Here is a 20,946-nt window from a genome sequence, read left to right on the forward strand (position 1 = left end):
ATACGGAAATATTATTTACAAGGCTGACAATAATAGTTGAATAATAATTAACTGCATTTACTTAGGTGTATCTATATCTCAGCCCGAAGATTGCAGACAGGGTTTAAACGCAAACTTTTGCAATAGAAAAATAACCTAACGTAAACTTTTTATATGACCAATAATATCATTTGGACTCATCAATATATTATGCTGTCCGTTTACCAACCAAACAGGCATGACCTAAATCCAAAGGGATAGGGGCGGCGTAACCAGCCGCAAAAAGTATCGAGTAGTCGAAAATCAGGAAACGGATGCGCCAACGCGGCGAGCGTCACCGCCTGCGTCAGAAAAGTTAAGAATAATTTGTGATATTATTTCTCATATGTTACCAGTAAATGTCAGGCTGACAGCCGTTCGCTGGTAAACACAACAGGCGGGATATCGGCACCAACGCCGATATCCCGACGAGAATGACCCCGTTACGCTTTGATGACGATTAACGGTTCAATATCGCTCTCTTTTTTAATGACTAATGAATCATCGCCGCGCAGGCACGTACCGCCGTAGTTACCGCCCACGGTAAACGTACAGACCTGAATATACTTCCCGGCGACCTTCGGCAGGCACCACAACTGCTGATAGATATTTTTCTGCGTGGCGAACTTGCCACTGGTTTTATCCAGGAGTTCTTCCTGATGACTCACCAAATCAATATTACTACCGCAACGTCCGGCAATCGGTTTTACCGCATAGCCGGTCTGCACCAGCTCATCGTTAACGGTAAAATCCGTGTCGAGCAAATAGCGATGATGTGGGAAGAGCGACCACAGGATGGGCAGGATCGCTTTGTTACCCGGGATCACCGTCCACAGCGGTTCAAACACCAACACTTCCGGGCGCAGTAATACATCAATCAGCCGGACTTCATTTTCCGGGTGCCCGGTACGAATAGGCACTGCGGCGTACTCCGTCTCGCTGACTTCGCGTATCTGCTCCATCGCCGTTTCCCACGCCCAGGTTTTCCAGACACAATTCACCAGCCGTCCGTCGCCATCGATCAACTGCCCGGCGTCATCCCAGCGCAACTCGCCCAGCCCGCGGAGAATTTTGCTCGCGAAGCCGGCCTGATGCAGCGCCTGCTGCATAAACTGCGCGTGATAGTCCTCCTCGATATCATCATCCTGCATGATATGGACGAAAGGACGCGCTTTACTGTGTTTCCAGGCGCCTGCCAGCTCGTTAATTAAGCCCTCTGCCGGGTTATGCCCTTTACCGGTATAGCCCTGCTCAGCCCATTTTTCGAGAATTAATCCCGCTTCGGTATGGCATGATGCGGAATCGGCATTGTATTCATAGACTTTCAGCCCGCGTTCATCCATGCAGAAATCCATACGACCGGTGATCATATGGTGACGACGGCGCTGCCAGGAGAGACGCAGGCGCGGCCAAAGAATTTTGGGGATATCGAATAGCGCCAGCAGATTATCGTCTTTTAAAACTTTGTCCGTGGCGTGCAGGTACATCAAATGCAACTCATTGGTCGCTTTGATAAGCTCCTGTTCAGCGCTCTCGGTGATGGTAAAATACTGGTACGGGTCCTGATTGATAACGTGTCCGTTCGCCTGTACATAGGCTTTTTGTAACGGATCGCGCTCATCCAACCACTGACCGTCAAACTGACCTTTCTCTGGCAGTCTTGCGCCGCGAATCGCCAGCGACTGATTCGCGATGTCAGGCTGTGACAAACTGTATTGCGTGTCGTCGGTCTGGATCATCCAGCCTAAAATCGTCGTGTCATCAAAGGTGTCGCGCAGGGTGTAACACCCGTTTTCTACGACCATTTCCAGTTCGCGAGTCCACTGCTGCCCTGGCGGCAATGGCGTGTGGATAACGTTTTGCTCAGCAATACGAATTTTGTTATCCAGGAGTTGGGTGATAATCGCGACGTGCCCGGTTTCGTTAAACTCGCCGCCCTTTTGCCAGATGAGCAGCGCCCCGGCCTCCGGCGCGCGCGGCGAACCGTTCGGGAAGGCCTGCAAAGGCAAAATATTGTCATTCACGACCTCGCGCAGAAAACGCAGCGAGAAGATTTCCCAGGCCATGCCGACGTCAGTAAAAACAACGCCATAATTCAGAAAGAGAAAACGGCGGGCAAATTCCACGCACTGCCATTTATGCCCCATGTATTCATCGTCGATGTAGCTACGAAAAGCTGCGTCGTCGTCGTCCCACGGATCGAGGGAATTGTAATCTGAAGAGTAGATCGCTACGCCGCCGGGGGCGTAACCCAATAATGTCCCGAAGGGGGCATCCTGACTGGTGGTTCCTTTGCTCATGCACTTACCTCAAAACAAGACCGCCTGAGCAGCCTGGCGTAATTTCGCTCTGATTGTCTGCTCTGTGACACTAACCGGACAGAGGTCGACATAATCATACACCTCAATAAGGCACACTGAGGCCAGAAGGTTAAAATTTCACTCGCCGGAATGTCCCAATCGGTTAAATGTCCGGTTAGCAAGCTGCTACACTGCTTCAACACCACCACTGTGAAGGCAGGTCAATATGGCAGATAATACTTATCAACCCGCAAAAGTCTGGACGTGGGATAAATCCGGCGGCGGCGCGTTCGCTAACATTAATCGCCCGGTTTCCGGCCCGACGCACGACAAAACGCTGCCCGTCGGCAAACATCCGTTACAGCTTTATTCGCTGGGGACGCCTAACGGCCAGAAAGTGACCATTATGCTGGAAGAGCTCCTGGCGCTGGGCGTGACCGGCGCCGAATATGACGCCTGGTTGATTCGCATCGGCGAGGGCGATCAGTTCTCCAGCGGCTTTGTTGACATCAATCCGAACTCAAAAATCCCGGCGCTGCGCGATAATTCACACAACCCGCCGATTCGGGTTTTTGAGTCGGGCGCAATTCTTGTTTATCTGGCGGATAAGTTTGGCCATTTCCTGCCGCAGGATCTGGCTAAGCGCACAGAAACCCTTAACTGGTTGTTCTGGCTACAGGGCGCGGCGCCGTTCCTCGGCGGCGGTTTCGGTCATTTCTATCATTATGCGCCGGTAAAAATTGAGTACGCCATTAATCGCTTCACCATGGAAGCCAAGCGTCTGCTGGACGTGCTGGATAAGCAGTTAGCTCACCACCCGTATGTCGCGGGAGAAGAGTACACTATTGCCGATATGGCCATCTGGCCGTGGTTCGGTAACGTGGTGCTGGGGAATGTCTATGATGCAGCGGAGTTTCTGGATGCCGGAAGTTATCAAAACGTACAACGCTGGGCGAAACAGGTAGCCGAACGTCCGGCGGTAAAGCGGGGGCGCATTGTCAACCGGACCAACGGCCCATTGAACGAACAGCTTCACGAACGCCATGACGCCAGCGACTTCGAAAACCATACCGAAGATAAACGTCAAAGTTAAACCATAATGCCGGATGGGGTAGTAATGTCGTCATCCGGCATGGTATTCCCTGCTGACGCTTCGCTTATCAGTTCTGCGAGCGTGTCATATGCGGCGCTTCACTAAACCCATGTTGCATGAGAATCGACCTCGCCCGTGCTGATAGTAAAAAGTCGGCAAGCGTTTTTCCCTGCTCGCTCAGGCAGGCAAAGCCATATTCAGCCACGGGATTATAAGGTTCCGGGATATCAACCACTCGCAGCGAATTAACCAGCCGTAGCCTGGGAGCATAGCTGGCATAGCCAATAAAGATATCGGTGTAATCATGATTGATGAGCCATTCCGCCGCCAGCCGGCCCGCCGGTAACGGCAAAGTCTGCCTGCCGCCAACCAGCGCTACCGCGCGTTTTCGGACCGCTTCGCCCTCCTTGCCCATCCGCGAAAAAAGCTGCTGCGTATAATCGCCGGAAGGATCGCAACCTGCTGTTGAGGTGCCGATCCGCAGATCCCGCCGGGTTAACAGCGACAGCCAGTCCTCGCCTTCACGCATCGCCTGTGCCCGCACGCTCAGACACAAACGGTTCGTCGTAAAAGGCGCGACCCGCAGCGCCCGCCCGCTTTCCAGCAGCGCCTGCGGATGCGCCAGGTTCGCCGAAGCAAAAAAGTCGCACGCTTCGCCCGCTTCGATGCGTTCACGTAACAACCCCGCCGGACCGAAATCACATACCGCATCCGCCTGAAACGCCGCCATTAGCTGCGGCCAGACGACACGCAAGCTCCCCGCAGCCAGTATTCGCATCACTGTACGCCCTGATAGTCAGTACGGTAAAAACGTTGATACCAGTCGTTAGCGGCCTTTTGCATGTCAATATCGTGGAATTTTTCCGGATAGAGTTTTTTCGCCATCCACAGTTCGCCGATTCCCACCGCCTCCGGCATCGGATATCCCCAGGCTTTGGCATAATCCGGCATCAGGTAAACCCGATGATGCTTCACCGCGTCAATGACCTGCCACTGGGGATTGTGCAGGATCTCATTGACGACCTTTGGATAGCGATTCTGGACAAAGATCACCTGTGGATCCCAGGCGATCACCTGCTCCATTGTCACCTGCTTAAAGCCTTTCACCGAGGATGCCGCTACATTCAGCGCCTCCGCATGGGCCATCATCAGACCGGTATATTTACCGGAACCGTAGGTGGTCAGCTCCGGATTCGCCATATAGGCGCGAACCCGCTCATTTTCAGGAACCGACTGCAAACGGTCGCTGACCATTTTGCGACCTTTATCCATCGCCTCAATCAGCGCTTTCGCCTCCTGCGGTTTATTGACGATATCGCCAATCAGCGTTATTCCTTCACGCAGCCCGCGGTTGTAAGCCTGCTCTTCATCGGCCAGGGTCGGGTTCATTTTAGCCTGCTCGCCAACAACATCATGGCGCAGCGAAATCGCCACCACCGGAATGCCAAGACGGCTGATCTTGTCGATCATCTCCTGTGGAGCGTAATTCGTGACAAACACCACCTGCGGGCGCAGCGCCACCAGTTTTTCAGGATCAACGTGCGTTAGATCGCCCAGCGAGGCTTTTTGCGCCAGTTCCGGCGCCAGACGCGCATAGCCGTCGCCTAATTGCTGTTTCCAGTTCGCCATGACCCCAACGATTTTGTCAGTGGCATTCATCTGTACAAGGAGATTGAGCGTTTGATGCTGGAGCACCACCACTCTGTCGACGGTGTCGGGAACCGTGACCTGGCGGCCAATTTGATCGGTAAAAGTACGCGCCGCCTGTGACATTAACGACCAGCAAAAAAGCAACGCCAGCAGAGAGAGCTGGCGCAAAAATTTATTCATAGGTTTCGCCCCACAATCGATATATAAATAATTATACAACGATTGTAGAGCGATATAATAGAGGTGATTAAGGGATCACGCGCTGGTGATGTCGTACTCCATGCGGCGCAGCGCATCTAACGTGGCTTTCGCTTCGTCTTCGTCAATGATGCTCATCGCAAAACCAACGTGTACCAATACCCATTGCCCTATCAGCTCGGCTGGCTTACCTTCACAAATCAGAGCAATATTGACATCACGTTTGATGCCACACACTTCCACCTGCGCAAGCTGGTGAATATCATCTCCGACGGCCAGCACCTGACCGGGGACGCCAATACACATAATTAACCACCTGGAATAAAATGCGGGTTATTCGACCTCAATACTTTTTACTTTCAACGAATCGCCGGTATCCACCCGCAGGCGATCGCCATGACAATGCGGACATTGCGCGTCATGCCTGAGAATTTCCACCACCTGACTGCAATCCCAGCACCAGGCCTGGGCCGGTCTGTAGTCGATGTGCAATTCGCACCCTTGCGCTAAAGTCCCCTGGCAGGCGATGTCAAAGCTGAAACGAACCGCGCGCTCTTCAACGCACGAAAGCGCGCCGATCTCCAGCCATACGCCGGTGACGCGCGCCACGCCGTGCTGTTCTGCCTGCTGCTGAATAATTTCAACGGCGCTTTGGCAAAGAGACAGCTCATGCATTCTCACAGCTCCGACGGCCAAACAGCAACGCACGCCGGCTTGTCTGCGGTGCATCAGGATTGCTTACCGGCAGGGATAACAGCATCCGCGCGCAGTCATCCGCCAGCCGGACGCCCTCTTCCGGCGACAGGCTACGGGAAAGCGGCGACATCAACGAGCAGGCAAGATATTGCGAAACGCCTTCCAGTTCGCCAACGGTAAAGGTCATCGTGCCATAAGGCAGTTGCAGACCGAGTTTTTCACCGACGGTACGCCCGGGCCAGATCTGGTCCGGGCCAGGGAAGATTAATGCGCTTAACATCCACGGCGTAATTACCGTGCCCGTCCATTGTCCTTCAAACAACGTAAAATCAGAGACATGCACAGGCATAGTCGGATGCAGAAACGAAAGATCGTGCATCGAACGATGGGCTATCTCTTCAAACGCCGCCTGAACCCGGGCGACGGGCGCCGTGTCGAATCCGGAAAACGTTTCAGACATGCGCCGTCTCCTTAGGAATTGCTTCGACGCCGGATTCACGCAGCGCAGCAAGAACCTGCTCAAGCGCAGGTTCAATCATCGCCTCGACGGTTGGCGTTAAGCCGATGTGCGGTTCCAGCGACTGTGGAATAACGCCGACCAGGGTCAGTTTCTTCGGAAACTCGCCGGTAAAGCGGAGGGCCGACAATACGTCGGCCAGTCCAAGCTGATGGGGGGAGATTTTGTTGGTGAACAGCGCCGGAACTTCATCGTCGCGCAGTACCATAATGGTTCCCGGCGCGTTCTTTTTCGACACGATGGCGTCGGCAATGATCAAATGATCACGATTCGCCATATCGCCAAGAAGTTCCATTCCCGCCGTACCGCCATCCAGAATCTCAACAAAATCCGGCAGGGTGTATCGTTGCTCTAACGCTTCAACAATACGTACCCCGATGGCTTCATCGGTCAGCAAAATATTGCCGACCCCTAAGACTAATATCCGCATTACAAAACCTTCACCGAGACCACTTCATTGCCATCGGCGTCCACCACATGCACCGCGCACGCCATGCAAGGGTCGAAGGAATGGATGGTACGTACCACTTCCAGCGGCTTCGCCGGATCGGCGATCGGCGTACCGACCAGCGACTGTTCGTACGGCCCCACGTCATCGTTGAAGTTACGCGGACCTGAGTTCCAGGTCGATGGCACCACCGCCTGATAGTTACTGATAATGCCGTCTTTAATCACCATCCAGTGAGACAGCATACCGCGCGGCGCCTCCAGGAAGCCCACGCCTTTGAACTCGCCCGTCGCCGGAATGTTCGGCTTCACAAACGTGGTGTAATCGCCTTTGCCGATATTTACAATCAGCGCGTTGTATTGATCCTGCAATACGTTTTGCAGTTCACAACAGTGAACGGTACGCCCGATGATACGACCCAGCGTAGAGTGAAGTTGCGCCATTTCCAGCGTTTTGCCGGTCAGCTTCTGATAAAGCGCAATGATTTCATTGAGTTTGGTCTGCGTGGATTCACGGCCTGCAGCCAGTTTACACAGCATGTTCGCCAGCGGCCCGACTTCAACGGTTTTGCCGTAGAATGTCGGCGACTTGACCCACGAGTATTTACCGTCATCCGACCAACCGTCGTAAGCCGGGATCGTAGTGCCTTCCCACGGCGCCTGCGGCGCTTCATCTTTATACCAAGCGTGCTTCGCGCTCTCCTGAATACCTTTAATCAGAAACTCGTCGGAGTGAGAGGTGATTGGACGGTATGTCGACAGATCGGCATTGGTAATGTAACCGCCCGGGAACAGGAAACTACCGTTTTTACCGTCGGTCGGGAATTCTGGCGCGCTCAGGTAGTTCACCGCGCCTTTGCCGCGCTCCAGCCATTCCGGATAGTAAGCCGCGATGACTGCGGTATCCACTTTATACACCTGCTCGACAAAATCGCTCAGCTTATCGATAAACGATTTGATGTACATCAGGCGTTCAAGGTTCAACGTACCGATGCTGTCGAGATTGATCGGGTTCGCCACCCCACCGACCGCCAGGTTCTGGATATGCGGCGATTTACCGCCCAGCAACGCCACCACGCGGTTAGCGTCACGCTGACATTCCAGCGCCTGCAGATAGTGGGCGACCGCAATCAGGTTGACCTCCGGCGGTAACTGCATTGCCGGGTGCCCCCAGTAGCCATTGGCGAAAATACCTAACTGACCGCTGGCGACAAGATCCTTGATCTTGTTCTGAACTTTCGTGAACTCTTGCGCGCTGTTCAGGTGCCAGCTCGACACGCCATCCAGCATCGCGGAGGCTTTTTCCGGATCGGCTTTCAGCGCAGAGGTAATGTCCACCCAGTCCAGAGCAGAGAGCTGGTAGAAATGGACAATGTGGTCATGGGTGGTATGCGCCGCCAGAATAATATTACGGATATACTGCGCGTTGACGGGAACATCAATATTCAGCGCGCTTTCCGCCGCACGAACGGAGGAGATCGCGTGAGTTGTCGTACAAACGCCGCAAATACGCTGCACAATCATCCACGCATCGCGCGGATCGCGGTTCTTCACGATCTCTTCCATACCGCGCCACATGGTGCCGGACGCCCATGCTTTGGATACGACGCCGTTCTCAATTTCGCAGTCAATGCGTAAATGACCCTCAATACGGGTTACCGGATCAATAGTAATTCTCTGGCTCATGCTTTGCTCGCCTCATGACGATTATGATCGTTTTGTTTTAAAGGAGGAAGTATCGGCAGTAGACGAATGAGTACGATGTATGCACAAATCTCAATAGCCACAAAACCAATAGAAATCAACAATTCTTCCCAGGTTGGGAAGTAGTGGTAGCCGCCACCCGGGTTGAATGCCACCAGCGAATAGGTCAGACGCCACGTCGCGCAGCCCAACAGCGCGCTCAGCGCCGACAGGTACAGCATACGAGAGTCATTACGCAGTTTCGCCACACGCAGCACCACTAACGGGAAGACCATCAGGACGACTTCAATCCAGAACATAGCGGAGTAAAAATCGCCGGCAAACGCATAGGACAGCTTGTCGCGATAAATCAGTTCGCCAAAGCGCAGGACGACGAAAATCGCCAGCAGCACGCTGATGGTATTCGTCAGCTTAACAAACAAATTTTTCTCATCCGGACCGTTTCCTTTCAGGCCTGCCTGAACCAGCGAACCCTCAAATATGACAATGGAGAAGCCCATGATAAACGCGGTCAGAACCGAGAACAGCGGCAGCATTTCATAGCTTTGCCATAGCGGATGCACTTTATAGCCCGCCGAGATCATCAATGACCCCATTGAGGACTGGTGCATCGTCGGCAGCAGCGCGCCCAGCGCGATAATAAAGAACATCACCTTATTCAGACGCTTGAGCGACACTTTCCAGCCCAGACGTTCAAACAGGGCAGGCGCAAACTCCAGCGCCATCACGCCGATGTAGATGGTCATACAGACCGCCGTCTCAAACAGTACCGAGTTCACGTTGAAGTGACCTGGAATGTAGAAGTACGGCAGGTTCCAGTAACGACCGACGTCGATAGTGATCGACAGGCCGCCCAGCGAGTAACCAAACAAGCTTGCCAGCAACGCCGGGCGCACCAACGGATGGTATTGCCCACGGTTAAAGACATACACCGCCCATGCCAACGCCCAACCGCCGCAGGCAAAGCCGGTGCCGATCAACAGGTCAAAGGCAATCCAGACGCCCCACGGGAAACCGCCGTTCAGGTCGGAAACGGAGCCCAACCCGAAGACCAGACGCTTCACGATAAGGAGCATACACAGGACGATTAACGGTCCAAAAATAATGACCGGTTTACTGATGATTTTTCCGCCCAGCGGTTTTGGATCATGACTCATGATCGTCTCCTCCATCGTGATGGTCGTTTTTGCTATTACGACGAACCAGCACGGTTAAGCCCGCCAGCGCAGCCAGGGGTAGTATCATGCCTTTATAAAGCGTGTGTTGAACATGCTCGGAGCGCGCTCCGGTTGAAAGGTCATCCAGCTTCGGCAAATCCAGATCTTCATAAGGAACGCCTGTCAGCACCAGCACCTGAGTACCACCGCCCTCTTTTTCACCGTAGAGGTGTGGGTAGTATTTAGGCACCGTATGCAGATAGGTGTCGTCCGTTTTCAACGTCTGGCGCGGATAGTGATATTCACTGCCTGGTTTGAGGGCCAGACGTTTTTTCGCTTCCGCCATCAGCTCTTCACGAGTACCGAAAATGACGGCCCCTGCCGGACAAACTTCCACGCACCCAGGCAAACCGCCTTTATCCAGACGCTCAACGCCTTTCTGGTTACACAACTCACACTTGTGAAGCGCGCCAAACGGGTTGTTGTAGTCGTACTTAGGTACGTTGTACGGGCAGGCGACCATACAGTAACGGCAGCCGGTGCAGACATCTTTGTCATAGTGGACGATGCCGGTTTTCGGATCTTTTTTCAGCGCCGACACCGGACAAACGGAAACGCAGTTAGGATCGACGCAGTGCATACACTGTTTCTTGATGTAGGCATAGCCGTTCTCTTCCTGATCTTTGTTCACGCCCGTGCCGCTACGCCATACCTGGATAATGTTATTGGTATACGGCGACAGTTTGTCGTTGTTCGACCAGGTCTGCTCCCCTTCCGGGTTACGCGCCGGGAAGTTGATATCCTGACACTTTGTGACGCAGGCCTGACAGCCCACGCACAGAGTGGAGTCATACAGCATGCCCAGCGAACCTGGAATCGGCGGACGGTTTTCTGCAGCCGCATGGCTGACAGACGGCGCGGCGCCCAACAGCAATGCTCCACCGGAGGCTGCTTTAATAAAGTCACGTCTGTTCACGGTTATTCTCCCCGTGAGTCAGCGTTATCTTTCTTTTGCTGACGCCCCAGTTCACGTACCGCCATCACGCTGACGCCGGCAACCAGACCGACTACGCCGCCAAGCAGACCGACAGCGCCCGCAGAGATATTGCCGCCTTCTTTCATATTGACGTCAGGTTTCTCTGAACGCGGAGTTTGGTTTTCGACATGAGCAAGCTGGTGAATGCCCTTATGGAAGCCGATACCTTCTTCGTTACAGCCATAGCAAGGATGACCGATCGCCACTGGCCAAACGCCGCCAACGTCACAGAACTGTAACGTAGAACAGTTGCCCCAGGTTTCCGGCCCTTTACAGCCAAGATGGTAGAGACACCAGCCCTGACGGTGGCCTTCGTCGCCAAATTCTTTGGCAAAACGGCCTGCGTCGAAGTGTGGACGACGTTCGCAATGCTCATGAATCAGACGGCCATAGGCAAAGGTTGGACGATTTTTCGTATCCAGCTTCGGCGGCGTGCCGTAAGTGATGATATGCGCGACGGTCGCCAGGAAGTTATGCGGGTTTGGCGGACAACCTGGAATATTGATAACCGTTTTGCCCGGTAAGACTTCCTGCAGACTGACAGCGCCGGTTGGGTTTACGCCAGCCGCAGCAACGCCGCCCCATGCCGAGCAGGAACCGATAGCGATAATCGCGGCTGCGCCGTCGGCGGCTTTGCGGATGTGATCCACGATCGGCTCGCCGGCAACCATGCAGTAGATACCGTTATCTTTTAGTGGGATAGAACCATCCACCACCAGAACATATTGCCCTTTATACTTCTCCAGAGCGTTATGTTTGTTTTCTTCGACCTGGTGACCGAATGCGGCGGAAAGTACCTCGTGGTATTCCAGAGAGATGGTCTCCAGAACGAGGTTTTCAACGGTTGGGTGTGTAGCACGAAGCAGTGATTCGGTACAACCGGTACACTCCTGAGCGCCAATCCAGATAACGGGCGGACGCTGTGGATTGGATACCGATTCTGCCATTTCTGCGGCGGCTTTGCTACTGAGCCCCATAGTAGCGGCCAGTGCTGCACAAAGCTTCATGAAATCACGACGGTTAATGCCGTGAGAAGTGATGAGAGTATTATCTCCAGTCATTTTATAGTTATTCCGTTACGAAGACCTGGCTTTTATTTTGCACTGTTCGCGAAGAAGTTATTGCGATCGGTACGCCATTTACCACACTTTTTTTATGGTTATGTGCGCCATAATACTTCGACGGAACAGTAAAACGAAGGGAAGAGGCGATAGTGTAATTAATTAAAGCAAGATAATACCCCTGTTGGATCAACCTTCGAGTCGATAACCGGCCATAAAGAAGCGAACCGCCATCCCGGAATGATTCTCTTTAAAGAAATCCATCACCATTTCTTTATCCAGACCATAGCGACGCGTCAGAATTCCGGCCTCCCACGCGCTAAGTTGACGATCGCCGGTCTTTTCGAACATACGGTGTGTAAAACCTAATACAAAGCCACGTTTATACTCAGAACAGAAATTCACCGCATGATGCGCGCTATATGCATATGGCGCGTGCAACCCGGCCATTAAGCCTTTCCCAAAATGATTATTCATCTGACCTCCTCAATCGCTATATAATAAATTATATAGCGATTGATTAAATGAAGACCAGCGCATTACGCGCTTTTTTGCTTCACATCAGAAGGAAACCCATTCATCAGTAGACTGTGCGGGAGCCGACGCCATTCTCTGAACGCCAGGCGCTGCTTTCGCCGTTACGCGTTGTTGCGGCTCACTAGCGGAAAGCCGGAACTGCTGTACGGAGCGTTGCAAATCCTCCGTCTGCCGTTCCAGCGCCGCCGCCGCCGCGGAAACCTGCTCAACCAGCGCGGCGTTTTGTTGCGTAACGCTATCCATTTGCGTGATCGCCACGCCAACCTGAGAGATACCTTTACTCTGATCTTCGGAGGCGGATGCGATCTGTTTCATAATCGTCGTCACTTCCGTGACGCCGCGCAGGATGGCTTCCATCGTCGCACCGGTCTCCTGGACCAACTGCGCGCCCTGCGCTACGCGACGTACCGATTCGCCAATTAAGGCTTCAATTTCTTTCGCCGCCCCCGCGCTGCGGCTGGCCAGGTTACGTACCTCACCGGCGACCACCGCGAAGCCGCGTCCCTGCTCGCCCGCTCTGGCCGCTTCTACCGCTGCGTTCAAGGCCAGAATATTGGTCTGGAAAGCAATACTATTAATCACGGTAGTAATTTCGGCGATCTGCTGCGAACTGGCGGAAATACCGTCCATGGTTTCTACCACATCGGAAACCAGTTCACCGCCTTTTCCTGCCGTTAGCGAGGCGGCATCCGCAAGCTGACTCGCCTGGCGAGCGTGTTCGGCGTTCATTTTCACCGTTGCGGTAAGCTGTTCCATGCTGGCGGCAGTTTCTTCCAGCGCGGCGGCCTGTTCTTCCGTTCGGGAAGAGAGATCGTTATTACCAGTAGAAATTTCCGTCGCGCCGCGCCAGATATTGTCGCTTCCGGCGCGGATCGTACTCACGGCTTCGCGTAAACTGTCCTGCATCGCGCGCAGTAGCGGCACCAACCGGCCTACGCAGTTACGCCCCAACGCTTCAATCGGCTGGCTAAGATCGCCTTGCGCGATGCGCTGAAATTGCTGACGGATGCGCTCCAGCGGTTTCACCATCATTGCAACCAGATAGCGATCGGTAAAAATCAGGATAGCAATGCCCAGAATCACCGCCGTGATAAGCAGGATGCGGATGGTATAGGTTTTACCATCGACCATCACACGTGTGTTATCCAGCATGGCGCCAGCTTCATGACTAAACCGTTCCGCGCTGGCACCGAACGCGCGACTGAGTGCGGGCGTGACCGTACTGGCATGTTCGCTCCAGGCGGTTAGCGATCCTTGCTGCGCCAGTTGCATTTGAGGAACGACGCCTTTCTCCAGCAAGGCCTGCCAGTTGGACAAGACCTCCCTTGAGATATCAGGGTTCATCGGCCCTGGCGATAGCGCTTTCATCTCCTCCAGCTTCTGACGCATATTCTCGAGCGACTGCCGGGCGGGCGCAAAATCGGGCGTGCCGCCGCCGATTTTTACATCCATCGCGCGGCTAAGGCGGGTAACAAAGCGGAAATATTGATCGTTACCCTGGCTTAGCACCGTCATTTGCCGCACAAGATGCCGGTCAATATCATTTCCTTCCGAAACTTCGGATAAAGCATGGACGCTGTATAACCCCACCCCCGACCAGAGTAGACAAAAAAGTCCCAGTATCGTCAGCATGACCATACGAATAGTAAAGTTTTGCAGCAAACGCATATGAATTTCCTTGCTGAATATAAGAGATTAGTCATCAGACGATGACGCACTCTCGTTATCGGCAAGGCGCGGAGAATATATAATGCATTCTCCATTTTTTTACAGTTATCGCCGTTCACGTACCCGCAGATGTTATATATCTGTGAACGCAGAGAAAATCTTTTAGTCTTATTACTGGGTAAATGAATAGATGTAGTAAAAATATTGCGTAAGGCTGCAGGGAGGCGGTTATCCGCCGTTAAAGAAGTGCTGTTTTACAGCCGGGCTCAGTGTCCTTTGCCCGACTGCCCCGCCGTTGACGGCGGCTCAATGGTTATGCCGCGTCAATCTGTCCAGATAGCCCATCACGAACGCCGACAGGACAAAGGTCAGATGGATGATGACATACCACATTAATTTGTTATCCGGGACGTTTTTCGCGTCCATAAACACGCGTAACAGGTGAATGGAAGAGATAGCGACTATCGATGCCGCCACCTTATTTTTTAGCGAAGTCGCATCCATTTTCCCCAGCCAGTTCAGCTTCTCCTTGCCCGCAGAGATATCCAGCTGAGAGACAAAGTTTTCATACCCGGAGAACATGACCATTACCAGCAATCCGCCAACCAGAGTCATATCAACCAGCGATAACAGCACCAGGATCAGATCGGCCTCCGCCAGGGCAAAAACGTTCGGCAGAACGTGTAGAATTTCCTGGAAAAATTTTAGCGCTAAAGCGATCAGCGCCAAAGAGAGGCCAAAATACACTGGCGCGAGCAGCCAGCGAGACGCATACATTACATTTTCAAGAAAGCGTTCCATAGGGACCTGTCAGGTAACTAAAATCAGCAACAGTATATCTCAACCATGCAACATCAGATCAACATGCCAGTTAAATCTCATCCGGTTTAACCTGTGGACGCTGATATTCCGGCCATACCAGCGCGACCAATGCCGGGTAGGCCTCAAGACTGAACTCCCGAAAACACTGACGTAAATTCAGGACGTCCAAATCCGAATACGGCACCTTTTCTCCGTTCAGACAACGCTTCTTAATATTGTCGTAATACTTATAAACGGCAGAGTTAAGGTCGCTGCAACGACGCTGTGCGTCAAATAATCCAGGCGTTTCATTCAACTCAGTCATTGTCATTCGTTTTATCGTTGCATGAAGGAAATCGATATATTCATGGTTAACGCGCCAGTACCATACCGGCGTTATCGAATTCATTAATACTGAGAAATGATCTTCGCCCTCTTCCTTTGTCATGGGTTCAGTTTGATTTAAATTTACGATTTTTCCACCAGGACGTTTTTTATTAACCTCCCACATCAGGAAGAGTATCGCGCCGGTCAGTAATAGCAATATAATAACAGAATAAAAAATACTGTTCATAGCAGGCTCCATTTTTTTTGATTTTAAAATTACACCATGTTATTGTCAACGAAACCTACACTATTAAAAATAGTATACCACTGATCGTAAAGGATATTTAGTCATGCTTCCTGAGCATCTGGTTTCCTCTCATTTTCGCCTGTCATCGCCGCCCCCTGAAGCCACAGAAAACAGTAAAAATTTGCCTAAGGGAAAGACAAAACTCAGCGATTACGAGCCTGATATTTTAATTAGCGCTAACGCTGCCGGGCAACACAGAAACGTATTATTTGAAGAACGCGACCGTCATATTAAAGAACGTCTGTATTGTGTGGCTAAAATTGAAACGTTTGCCCGCCTGATAAACGCACTACAGGCAGAAGGCGATATTGATGCCCAAACGCTAAGTAAAATACTGGCGGATAAAACCGCAATGATAAATGAAAAAGGCAATGCCATTTGGCTTAATTTAATCACTCGCGAAACCAATATGCCGCTATTTTATTCACTGGAAGATAAAGATGAAAGAAGTTGAAGACAATAACGTTTATTTGGCTTTAGACAACCATAAAAGTGATGAATTTATCTTAAAGCAAAATCTTGCAGCGCTAATCGCCAGTAAAAATGCCACCCTGGAAAAGGTAACGCAGGAGGTGGTATCCATACCGGCGGCGTTAGTACGCCTGAAGTGGCAAAACCGACGGGAGATGTATGCGTTACAGGTCAAAGAGGAGATTTATGGCGCGACCATCAATGCCATTATCGAGCAGCATCCTGAATTACGAGACAAAATTATGTCTCGTCTTGAAAGTGACTGGCAGCATCTGCTGGCTCGCGAGACGGCAACCTTACGTCTGACGCGTAAGCTTTCCGATGGCGACTACCGGACGCGCAACGTCACCACCGTCGCACGGCAAGAAAAATAACCTTCATGGCTAGTTAACTCTGTTGTGAATACGGGCGAAGCATAAGGATCGTTCTGATTCTCCCTCTTACGGTAGTAAAAGTGTCTACGCTTAAAGGGTGTTCAACCTGAAGGGAGAAGCTCAATGTCTCATCTATACGACCCTACCACGCAGTATTACACCGGCGAGTATCCTAAGCAAAAACAGCCGGCGCCCGGCGTCCAGGCGAAAATGACGCCTGTTCCTGACTGTGGCGAAAAAAGTTATGTCGGCAGTGGTCGCCTTAAAGATCGTAAGGCGCTGGTGACAGGGGGCGACTCCGGGATTGGGCGCGCTGCCGCTATCGCTTACGCGCGTGAAGGCGCAGATGTCGCGATCAACTATCTGCCAGCGGAAGAAGAGGACGCCCAGCAGGTTAAAGCGCTGATTGAGGAGTGCGGCCGTAAAGCGGTGTTATTGCCAGGCGATCTTAGCGACGAATCTTTCGCCCGTTCGCTGGTCCATAAGGCGCGTGAAGCGCTGGGCGGGCTGGACATTCTGGCGCTGGTGGCCGGTAAACAGACGGCAATCCCGGAGATAAAAGATCTGACCAGCGAGCAATTTCAGCAAACCTTCGCCGTTAACGTTTTTGCCCTGTTCTGGATAACCCAGGAAGCAATTCCGCTGCTGCCAAAAGGCGCCAGTATTATCACGACGTCGTCTATCCAGGCGTATCAGCCCAGTCCGCACCTGCTGGATTATGCGGCAACCAAGGCGGCAATCCTCAATTACAGCCGTGGCCTGGCGAAACAGGTGGCGGAAAAAGGAATTCGTGTGAATATTGTCGCGCCTGGCCCTATCTGGACAGCGCTGCAAATTTCCGGCGGTCAAACCCAGGATAAAATTCCGCAGTTTGGTCAGCAGACGCCAATGAAGCGGGCCGGCCAACCGGCAGAGCTGGCGCCGGTGTATGTCTATCTGGCAAGCCAGGAATCCAGTTACGTTACCGCAGAAGTGCACGGCGTGTGCGGCGGGGAGCATTTAGGCTAACGCATGAAGTCGATTAAGATGGCGCACTTCTGTTAAGCAAGGCGCCATCTTAGGCAATAAAAAAGCCGGGTGGCGACTTCGCCTTACCCGGCCTACAGCGTCAGCAGAATACTTATTTCGCTTTCGCGGTCTCTTCGCCGACCAGACCAATCTTGAGATAGCCCGCCTGATGCAGCATATCCATCACTTTCATCAGGGTTTCATACTCTACGGTTTTATCCGCGCGGAAGAAAATCGTAGTATCCTTTTTCCCTTCCGTCAGGGCCGTTAGCTCGGCAATCATCGTATCATCCGTCACCGGATCGTTACCGATAAACATGGTGTTATCCGCTTTCACCGACAGATAAACCGGTTTTTCCGGGCGCGGCTGTGGCGTACTGGTAGAAGCGGGCAGATTTACCTTGACGTCCACCGTCGCCAGCGGCGCAGCCACCATAAAGATAATCAGCAGAACCAACATGACATCGATAAACGGCGTCACGTTGATTTCATGCATTTCGCCGTTGTCATCCAGGTTCTCGTTAAGACGCATTGCCATGACGCATTACCCTACCCGTAATTTCTGCGCGGCGCGTACCGGCTGCGCACTGGCGCTCGCATTCAGATCGAGATCGCGGCTTTGCAGCAGCAATACCTGCGCCGCCACGTCGCCCAGCGTCGCTTTGTAACTGCCTATCTGACGTGCGAAGATGTTGTAAATGACAACCGCCGGGATCGCGGCCACCAGCCCAATCGCCGTCGCCAGCAGCGCTTCCGCAATACCAGGAGCGACCACCGCCAGGTTGGTGGTCTGCGTTTGCGCAATACCGATGAAGCTATTCATAATGCCCCATACGGTGCCAAACAACCCGACGAAGGGGGAAATGGCGCCGATCGTCGCCAGATAACCGTTGCCTCGCCCCATGTAGCGGCCAACCGCTGCGACGCGACGTTCCAGACGGAAGCCGGTACGTTCTTTAATCCCTTCGTTATCTTCGCTGCCCTGAGAGAGTTCCAGTTCATTCTGCGCTTCATTGATGAGCTGTGCGCTGAGGCTTTTTGCGCTGAAACCTGCCGCAATGTCGGAAGCCTGATCTAAAGAGCGCGCATCGGCTAATTGCAGTTGTTCGCGCTTTAAGCGGCGCTTTTGAGTGAAAAATTCAACACTTTTACTGAAGAAGATAGCCCAGGTGACGACTGACGCCAGAATCAAACCAATCATCACGCACTTCACGACAATATCGGCGTGCTGATACATACCCCAGACGGAGAGATCCGTCTGCATCAAATTATTACCCACTCTGTATCTCCAGGACGCAAATCACAAAATCTGAGCATAATAATATCAAAACGACGTCGAATTGATAGTCGTTCTCATTACTATTTACATACTGCCGCACCTTTACTGCTTTTTCTTTGCGCTTACGCATTAAAAAAGCCACCTGTTTTTATTTTGGCAAAATTTTCATCTGTATCACACGTCGCCAGGGTGCAGATGGTTATATTCATGCTAGTTTAGACATCCAGACGGTTAAAATCAGGAAACGCAACATGACGGATAAACAGTTGGATACCAAACTGGTAAACGCAGGACGCAGCAAAAAATACACGCTTGGCTCAGTGAATAGTGTGATTCAACGCGCTTCTTCACTGGTGTTTGACACCGTCGAGGCCAAAAAACACGCTACCCGCAATCGCGCCAACGGCGAATTATTTTACGGACGCCGGGGAACGCTGACCCACTTTTCGCTCCAGGAAGCCATGTGTGAACTGGAAGGCGGCGCCGGATGCGCGCTCTTCCCGTGCGGCGCGGCGGCGGTCGCCAACACCATTCTGGCATTCGTTGAGCAGGGCGACCACATCCTGATGACCAACACAGCCTATGAACCCAGCCAGGATTTCTGCAGCAAAATTCTCGGCAAACTGGGCGTGACGACAAGCTGGTTCGACCCGCTCATCGGCGCTGATATCACGCAACATATTCAGCCGAACACGAAAGTCGTTTTTCTGGAATCCCCCGGTTCTATTACCATGGAGGTACATGATATTCCGACCATTGTCAGTGCGGTCAGACGCGTCGCGCCAGAAGCCGTCATCATGATTGATAATACCTGGGCGGCTGGCGTTCTGTTCAAAGCTCTGGAGTTCGATATTGATATCTCTATCCAGGCGGGCACTAAGTATCTGATTGGTCATTCTGATGCGATGGTCGGTACTGCCGTTGCAAATGCGCGTTGCTGGGAACAATTGCGGGAAAACGCCTATCTGATGGGGCAAATGCTCGACGCCGACACGGCTTATATGACCAGCCGCGGTTTGCGCACGCTCGGCGTCCGACTGCGCCAGCATCAAGAAAGCAGCCTCAAAATCGCCGCATGGCTGGCGAACCATCCTCAGGTCGCGCGCGTTAATCATCCGGCCCTGCCGGGTAGCAAAGGTCATGCGTTCTGGAAACGAGACTTTACAGGCAGCAGCGGTCTGTTCTCCTTTGTGCTCAATAAAAAGCTGACCGAGGCAGAATTATCAGCCTATCTGGATAACTTTTCGCTGTTCAGTATGGCCTACTCCTGGGGAGGCTACGAATCGCTGATTATTGCTAATCAGCCGGAACAGATCGCCGCGATTCGTCCCGCAGGCGGCGTAGATTTTACCGGTACGCTGGTTCGGGTGCATATTGGTTTAGAGAGTGTTGATGATTTGATCGCTGATTTAGCCGCCGGCTTCGCCAGAATTGTGTAAAGTTGCCGGGGATGGACATATATGCAGACAATTTCCGTGGAAAAGTCTGCGTTTGTTGCGTCCGGGATCAAGGCATCCCGGACGATTCAGGAGTACAATAGGCAGATAAAAGCGTAAATGCTGTTCCACAGGAAAGTTCATGGCTGTCATTCAAGATATTATCGCTGCGCTCTGGCAACATGATTTTGCCGCGCTGGCGAATCCACACGTTGTTAGCGTCGTCTACTTTGTCATGTTCGCCACGCTATTTTTAGAAAACGGTCTGCTGCCAGCGTCATTCTTACCCGGCGATAGTCTGCTACTACTGGCAGGCGCGTTGATCGCCCAGGATGTGATGCATTTTTTGCCGACGATTGGCATTCTCACCGCCGCGGCCAGTCTCGGCTGCTGGCTAAGTTATATTCAGGGACGCTGGCTCGGTAATACGCGTACCGTCAAAGGCTGGCTGGCGCAGCTTCCGGCAAAATATCATCAGCGCGCCACCTGCATGTTTGACCGCCACGGTTTGTTAGCGTTGCTTGCCGGGCGCTTTCTGGCGTTTGTCCGCACTCTGCTGCCAACAATGGCGGGTATTTCCGGCCTGTCCAACCGCCGGTTTCAGTTTTTTAACTGGTTAAGCGGCCTGCTGTGGGTGACTGTCGTGACCAGCTTCGGCTACGCGCTCAGTATGATCCCGTTTGTTAAGCGCCATGAAGACCAGGTAATGACATTTTTAATGATCCTTCCCGTCGCGCTACTGGTCGCCGGGCTGTTAGGTACGCTGGTCGTGGTGATTAAAAAGAAATACTGTAACGCCTGACGTATCCATAATCGGCCAGGATGGCCCAGTTACGCTTCGTTGACCCGTGGCGGGATGCC

At 52.6% G+C, this 20,946-nt stretch carries 23 protein-coding genes; 6 read left to right on the top strand and 17 right to left on the bottom strand.

Annotation, left to right across the window (positions count from 1 at the left end):
- Positions 1-461: 461 nt before the first annotated feature.
- Entirely contained in the window at positions 462-2,318 is a 1,857-nt protein-coding gene (gene gss, locus ACLJRH_RS09970; RefSeq protein WP_000033690.1) for a bifunctional glutathionylspermidine amidase/synthase, read from the bottom strand.
- A gap of 226 nt (positions 2,319-2,544) precedes the next feature.
- On the opposite strand from gss, the gene yghU reads away from it, so the two are divergent.
- Positions 2,545-3,411 (top strand): glutathione-dependent disulfide-bond oxidoreductase, encoded by an 867-nt coding sequence (gene yghU, locus ACLJRH_RS09975; RefSeq protein ID WP_000774852.1) that lies wholly within the window; start codon positions 2,545-2,547, stop codon positions 3,409-3,411.
- A 67-nt stretch (positions 3,412-3,478) separates the two neighbouring features.
- On the opposite strand, the gene ACLJRH_RS09980 is transcribed toward yghU, so the two are convergent.
- From ACLJRH_RS09980 to ACLJRH_RS10045, 14 genes are all read right to left on the bottom strand, one after another.
- Positions 3,479-4,189, bottom strand: coding sequence for a molybdate ABC transporter substrate-binding protein (locus ACLJRH_RS09980; protein ID WP_023136686.1), 711 nt, complete (start codon positions 4,187-4,189; stop codon positions 3,479-3,481).
- Positions 4,189-5,241, bottom strand: coding sequence for an ABC transporter substrate-binding protein (locus ACLJRH_RS09985; protein ID WP_023136687.1), 1,053 nt, complete (start codon positions 5,239-5,241; stop codon positions 4,189-4,191). The genes ACLJRH_RS09980 and ACLJRH_RS09985 overlap by 1 nt, the downstream gene beginning before the upstream one ends.
- Positions 5,242-5,316: 75 nt before the next feature.
- Entirely contained in the window at positions 5,317-5,565 is a 249-nt protein-coding gene (gene hybG, locus ACLJRH_RS09990) for a hydrogenase maturation factor HybG (RefSeq protein ID WP_000334890.1), read from the bottom strand.
- A gap of 27 nt (positions 5,566-5,592) precedes the next feature.
- Positions 5,593-5,934, bottom strand: a complete 342-nt coding sequence (gene hypA, locus ACLJRH_RS09995) for a hydrogenase maturation nickel metallochaperone HypA (RefSeq protein ID WP_000544945.1) — start codon at positions 5,932-5,934, stop codon at positions 5,593-5,595.
- The gene (gene hybE, locus ACLJRH_RS10000) at positions 5,927-6,415 is read right to left on the bottom strand and encodes a hydrogenase-2 assembly chaperone (RefSeq protein ID WP_000004951.1); all 489 of its coding nucleotides are present in this window, start codon (positions 6,413-6,415) and stop codon (positions 5,927-5,929) included. The genes hypA and hybE overlap by 8 nt, the downstream gene beginning before the upstream one ends.
- Entirely contained in the window at positions 6,408-6,902 is a 495-nt protein-coding gene (locus ACLJRH_RS10005) for a HyaD/HybD family hydrogenase maturation endopeptidase (RefSeq protein WP_001221960.1), read from the bottom strand. Before ACLJRH_RS10005 ends, hybE begins: the two co-directional genes overlap by 8 nt.
- Positions 6,902-8,605 (bottom strand): hydrogenase 2 large subunit, encoded by a 1,704-nt coding sequence (gene hybC, locus ACLJRH_RS10010; protein ID WP_000083045.1) that lies wholly within the window; start codon positions 8,603-8,605, stop codon positions 6,902-6,904. Before hybC ends, ACLJRH_RS10005 begins: the two co-directional genes overlap by 1 nt.
- On the bottom strand, positions 8,602-9,780 hold the full coding sequence (gene hybB, locus ACLJRH_RS10015; protein WP_000017678.1) for a Ni/Fe-hydrogenase cytochrome b subunit: 1,179 nt from the start codon (positions 9,778-9,780) through the stop codon (positions 8,602-8,604). Before hybB ends, hybC begins: the two co-directional genes overlap by 4 nt.
- The gene (hybA, locus tag ACLJRH_RS10020; RefSeq protein ID WP_001081721.1) at positions 9,770-10,756 is read right to left on the bottom strand and encodes a hydrogenase 2 operon protein HybA; all 987 of its coding nucleotides are present in this window, start codon (positions 10,754-10,756) and stop codon (positions 9,770-9,772) included. The genes hybB and hybA overlap by 11 nt, the downstream gene beginning before the upstream one ends.
- A 2-nt stretch (positions 10,757-10,758) precedes the next feature.
- Positions 10,759-11,877 carry a hydrogenase 2 small subunit gene (hybO, locus tag ACLJRH_RS10025; RefSeq protein WP_000145431.1) on the bottom strand — a complete coding sequence of 373 codons (1,119 nt, stop codon included), beginning with the start codon at positions 11,875-11,877 and terminating at the stop codon, positions 10,759-10,761.
- A 189-nt stretch (positions 11,878-12,066) separates the two neighbouring features.
- Positions 12,067-12,354 (bottom strand): DUF2623 family protein, encoded by a 288-nt coding sequence (locus ACLJRH_RS10030; RefSeq protein ID WP_001059119.1) that lies wholly within the window; start codon positions 12,352-12,354, stop codon positions 12,067-12,069.
- Between the two features lie 84 nt (positions 12,355-12,438).
- A complete protein-coding gene (locus ACLJRH_RS10035; RefSeq protein WP_001238427.1) occupies positions 12,439-14,082 on the bottom strand; it encodes a methyl-accepting chemotaxis protein in 1,644 nt (547 codons plus the stop codon).
- A gap of 306 nt (positions 14,083-14,388) precedes the next feature.
- Positions 14,389-14,883: a TIGR00645 family protein gene (locus tag ACLJRH_RS10040; RefSeq protein ID WP_000439335.1), complete on the bottom strand. Its 495-nt coding sequence runs from the start codon at positions 14,881-14,883 to the stop codon at positions 14,389-14,391.
- Between the two features lie 70 nt (positions 14,884-14,953).
- Entirely contained in the window at positions 14,954-15,457 is a 504-nt protein-coding gene (locus ACLJRH_RS10045) for an ESA_00282 family adhesion-associated protein (protein WP_001084409.1), read from the bottom strand.
- 103 nt (positions 15,458-15,560) lie between these two features.
- Between ACLJRH_RS10045 and ACLJRH_RS10050 the strand changes: the two genes are divergently transcribed.
- The 3 genes from ACLJRH_RS10050 (at position 15,561) to ACLJRH_RS10060 (ending at position 17,370) form a co-directional block, all read left to right on the top strand.
- Positions 15,561-15,971, top strand: a complete 411-nt coding sequence (locus tag ACLJRH_RS10050; protein ID WP_000936446.1) for a hypothetical protein — start codon at positions 15,561-15,563, stop codon at positions 15,969-15,971.
- Positions 15,958-16,362 carry a hypothetical protein gene (locus ACLJRH_RS10055; RefSeq protein ID WP_000665657.1) on the top strand — a complete coding sequence of 135 codons (405 nt, stop codon included), beginning with the start codon at positions 15,958-15,960 and terminating at the stop codon, positions 16,360-16,362. The genes ACLJRH_RS10050 and ACLJRH_RS10055 overlap by 14 nt, the downstream gene beginning before the upstream one ends.
- A 123-nt stretch (positions 16,363-16,485) precedes the next feature.
- On the top strand, positions 16,486-17,370 hold the full coding sequence (locus tag ACLJRH_RS10060; protein WP_000019032.1) for an SDR family oxidoreductase: 885 nt from the start codon (positions 16,486-16,488) through the stop codon (positions 17,368-17,370).
- 112 nt (positions 17,371-17,482) lie between these two features.
- Here ACLJRH_RS10060 and exbD read toward each other — a convergent pair whose 3' ends face one another.
- Positions 17,483-17,908 carry a TonB system transport protein ExbD gene (exbD, locus tag ACLJRH_RS10065; RefSeq protein WP_001251476.1) on the bottom strand — a complete coding sequence of 142 codons (426 nt, stop codon included), beginning with the start codon at positions 17,906-17,908 and terminating at the stop codon, positions 17,483-17,485.
- A gap of 6 nt (positions 17,909-17,914) precedes the next feature.
- Positions 17,915-18,649, bottom strand: a complete 735-nt coding sequence (gene exbB / locus ACLJRH_RS10070; RefSeq protein WP_000527859.1) for a tol-pal system-associated acyl-CoA thioesterase — start codon at positions 18,647-18,649, stop codon at positions 17,915-17,917.
- A 251-nt stretch (positions 18,650-18,900) separates the two neighbouring features.
- On the opposite strand from exbB, the gene metC reads away from it, so the two are divergent.
- The gene (gene metC / locus ACLJRH_RS10075) at positions 18,901-20,088 is read left to right on the top strand and encodes a cystathionine beta-lyase (RefSeq protein WP_000130270.1); all 1,188 of its coding nucleotides are present in this window, start codon (positions 18,901-18,903) and stop codon (positions 20,086-20,088) included.
- A 139-nt stretch (positions 20,089-20,227) separates the two neighbouring features.
- Positions 20,228-20,887, top strand: a complete 660-nt coding sequence (yghB, locus tag ACLJRH_RS10080) for a DedA family general envelope maintenance protein YghB (protein WP_000268441.1) — start codon at positions 20,228-20,230, stop codon at positions 20,885-20,887.
- Positions 20,888-20,946 lie beyond the last annotated feature (59 nt).

Origin of the sequence: Salmonella sp. SAL04162, from assembly GCF_046551535.1 — a bacterium.
Classification (GTDB): Bacteria; Pseudomonadota; Gammaproteobacteria; order Enterobacterales; family Enterobacteriaceae; genus Salmonella; species Salmonella enterica.

Bases quoted from the DNA above. Each gene is read 5' to 3' on its own strand.
- gss (WP_000033690.1), bottom strand. From the start codon at position 2,318: ATGAGCAAAGGAACCACCAGTCAGGATGCCCCCTTCGGGACATTATTG.
- yghU (WP_000774852.1), top strand. From the start codon at position 2,545: ATGGCAGATAATACTTATCAACCCGCAAAAGTCTGGACGTGGGATAAA.
- ACLJRH_RS09980 (WP_023136686.1), bottom strand. From the start codon at position 4,189: ATGCGAATACTGGCTGCGGGGAGCTTGCGTGTCGTCTGGCCGCAGCTA.
- ACLJRH_RS09985 (WP_023136687.1), bottom strand. From the start codon at position 5,241: ATGAATAAATTTTTGCGCCAGCTCTCTCTGCTGGCGTTGCTTTTTTGC.
- hybG (WP_000334890.1), bottom strand. From the start codon at position 5,565: ATGTGTATTGGCGTCCCCGGTCAGGTGCTGGCCGTCGGAGATGATATT.
- hypA (WP_000544945.1), bottom strand. From the start codon at position 5,934: ATGCATGAGCTGTCTCTTTGCCAAAGCGCCGTTGAAATTATTCAGCAG.
- hybE (WP_000004951.1), bottom strand. From the start codon at position 6,415: ATGTCTGAAACGTTTTCCGGATTCGACACGGCGCCCGTCGCCCGGGTT.
- ACLJRH_RS10005 (WP_001221960.1), bottom strand. From the start codon at position 6,902: ATGCGGATATTAGTCTTAGGGGTCGGCAATATTTTGCTGACCGATGAA.
- hybC (WP_000083045.1), bottom strand. From the start codon at position 8,605: ATGAGCCAGAGAATTACTATTGATCCGGTAACCCGTATTGAGGGTCAT.
- hybB (WP_000017678.1), bottom strand. From the start codon at position 9,780: ATGAGTCATGATCCAAAACCGCTGGGCGGAAAAATCATCAGTAAACCG.
- hybO (WP_000145431.1), bottom strand. From the start codon at position 11,877: ATGACTGGAGATAATACTCTCATCACTTCTCACGGCATTAACCGTCGT.
- ACLJRH_RS10030 (WP_001059119.1), bottom strand. From the start codon at position 12,354: ATGAATAATCATTTTGGGAAAGGCTTAATGGCCGGGTTGCACGCGCCA.
- ACLJRH_RS10035 (WP_001238427.1), bottom strand. From the start codon at position 14,082: ATGCGTTTGCTGCAAAACTTTACTATTCGTATGGTCATGCTGACGATA.
- ACLJRH_RS10040 (WP_000439335.1), bottom strand. From the start codon at position 14,883: ATGGAACGCTTTCTTGAAAATGTAATGTATGCGTCTCGCTGGCTGCTC.
- ACLJRH_RS10045 (WP_001084409.1), bottom strand. From the start codon at position 15,457: ATGAACAGTATTTTTTATTCTGTTATTATATTGCTATTACTGACCGGC.
- ACLJRH_RS10050 (WP_000936446.1), top strand. From the start codon at position 15,561: ATGCTTCCTGAGCATCTGGTTTCCTCTCATTTTCGCCTGTCATCGCCG.
- ACLJRH_RS10055 (WP_000665657.1), top strand. From the start codon at position 15,958: ATGAAAGAAGTTGAAGACAATAACGTTTATTTGGCTTTAGACAACCAT.
- ACLJRH_RS10060 (WP_000019032.1), top strand. From the start codon at position 16,486: ATGTCTCATCTATACGACCCTACCACGCAGTATTACACCGGCGAGTAT.
- exbD (WP_001251476.1), bottom strand. From the start codon at position 17,908: ATGGCAATGCGTCTTAACGAGAACCTGGATGACAACGGCGAAATGCAT.
- metC (WP_000130270.1), top strand. From the start codon at position 18,901: ATGACGGATAAACAGTTGGATACCAAACTGGTAAACGCAGGACGCAGC.
- yghB (WP_000268441.1), top strand. From the start codon at position 20,228: ATGGCTGTCATTCAAGATATTATCGCTGCGCTCTGGCAACATGATTTT.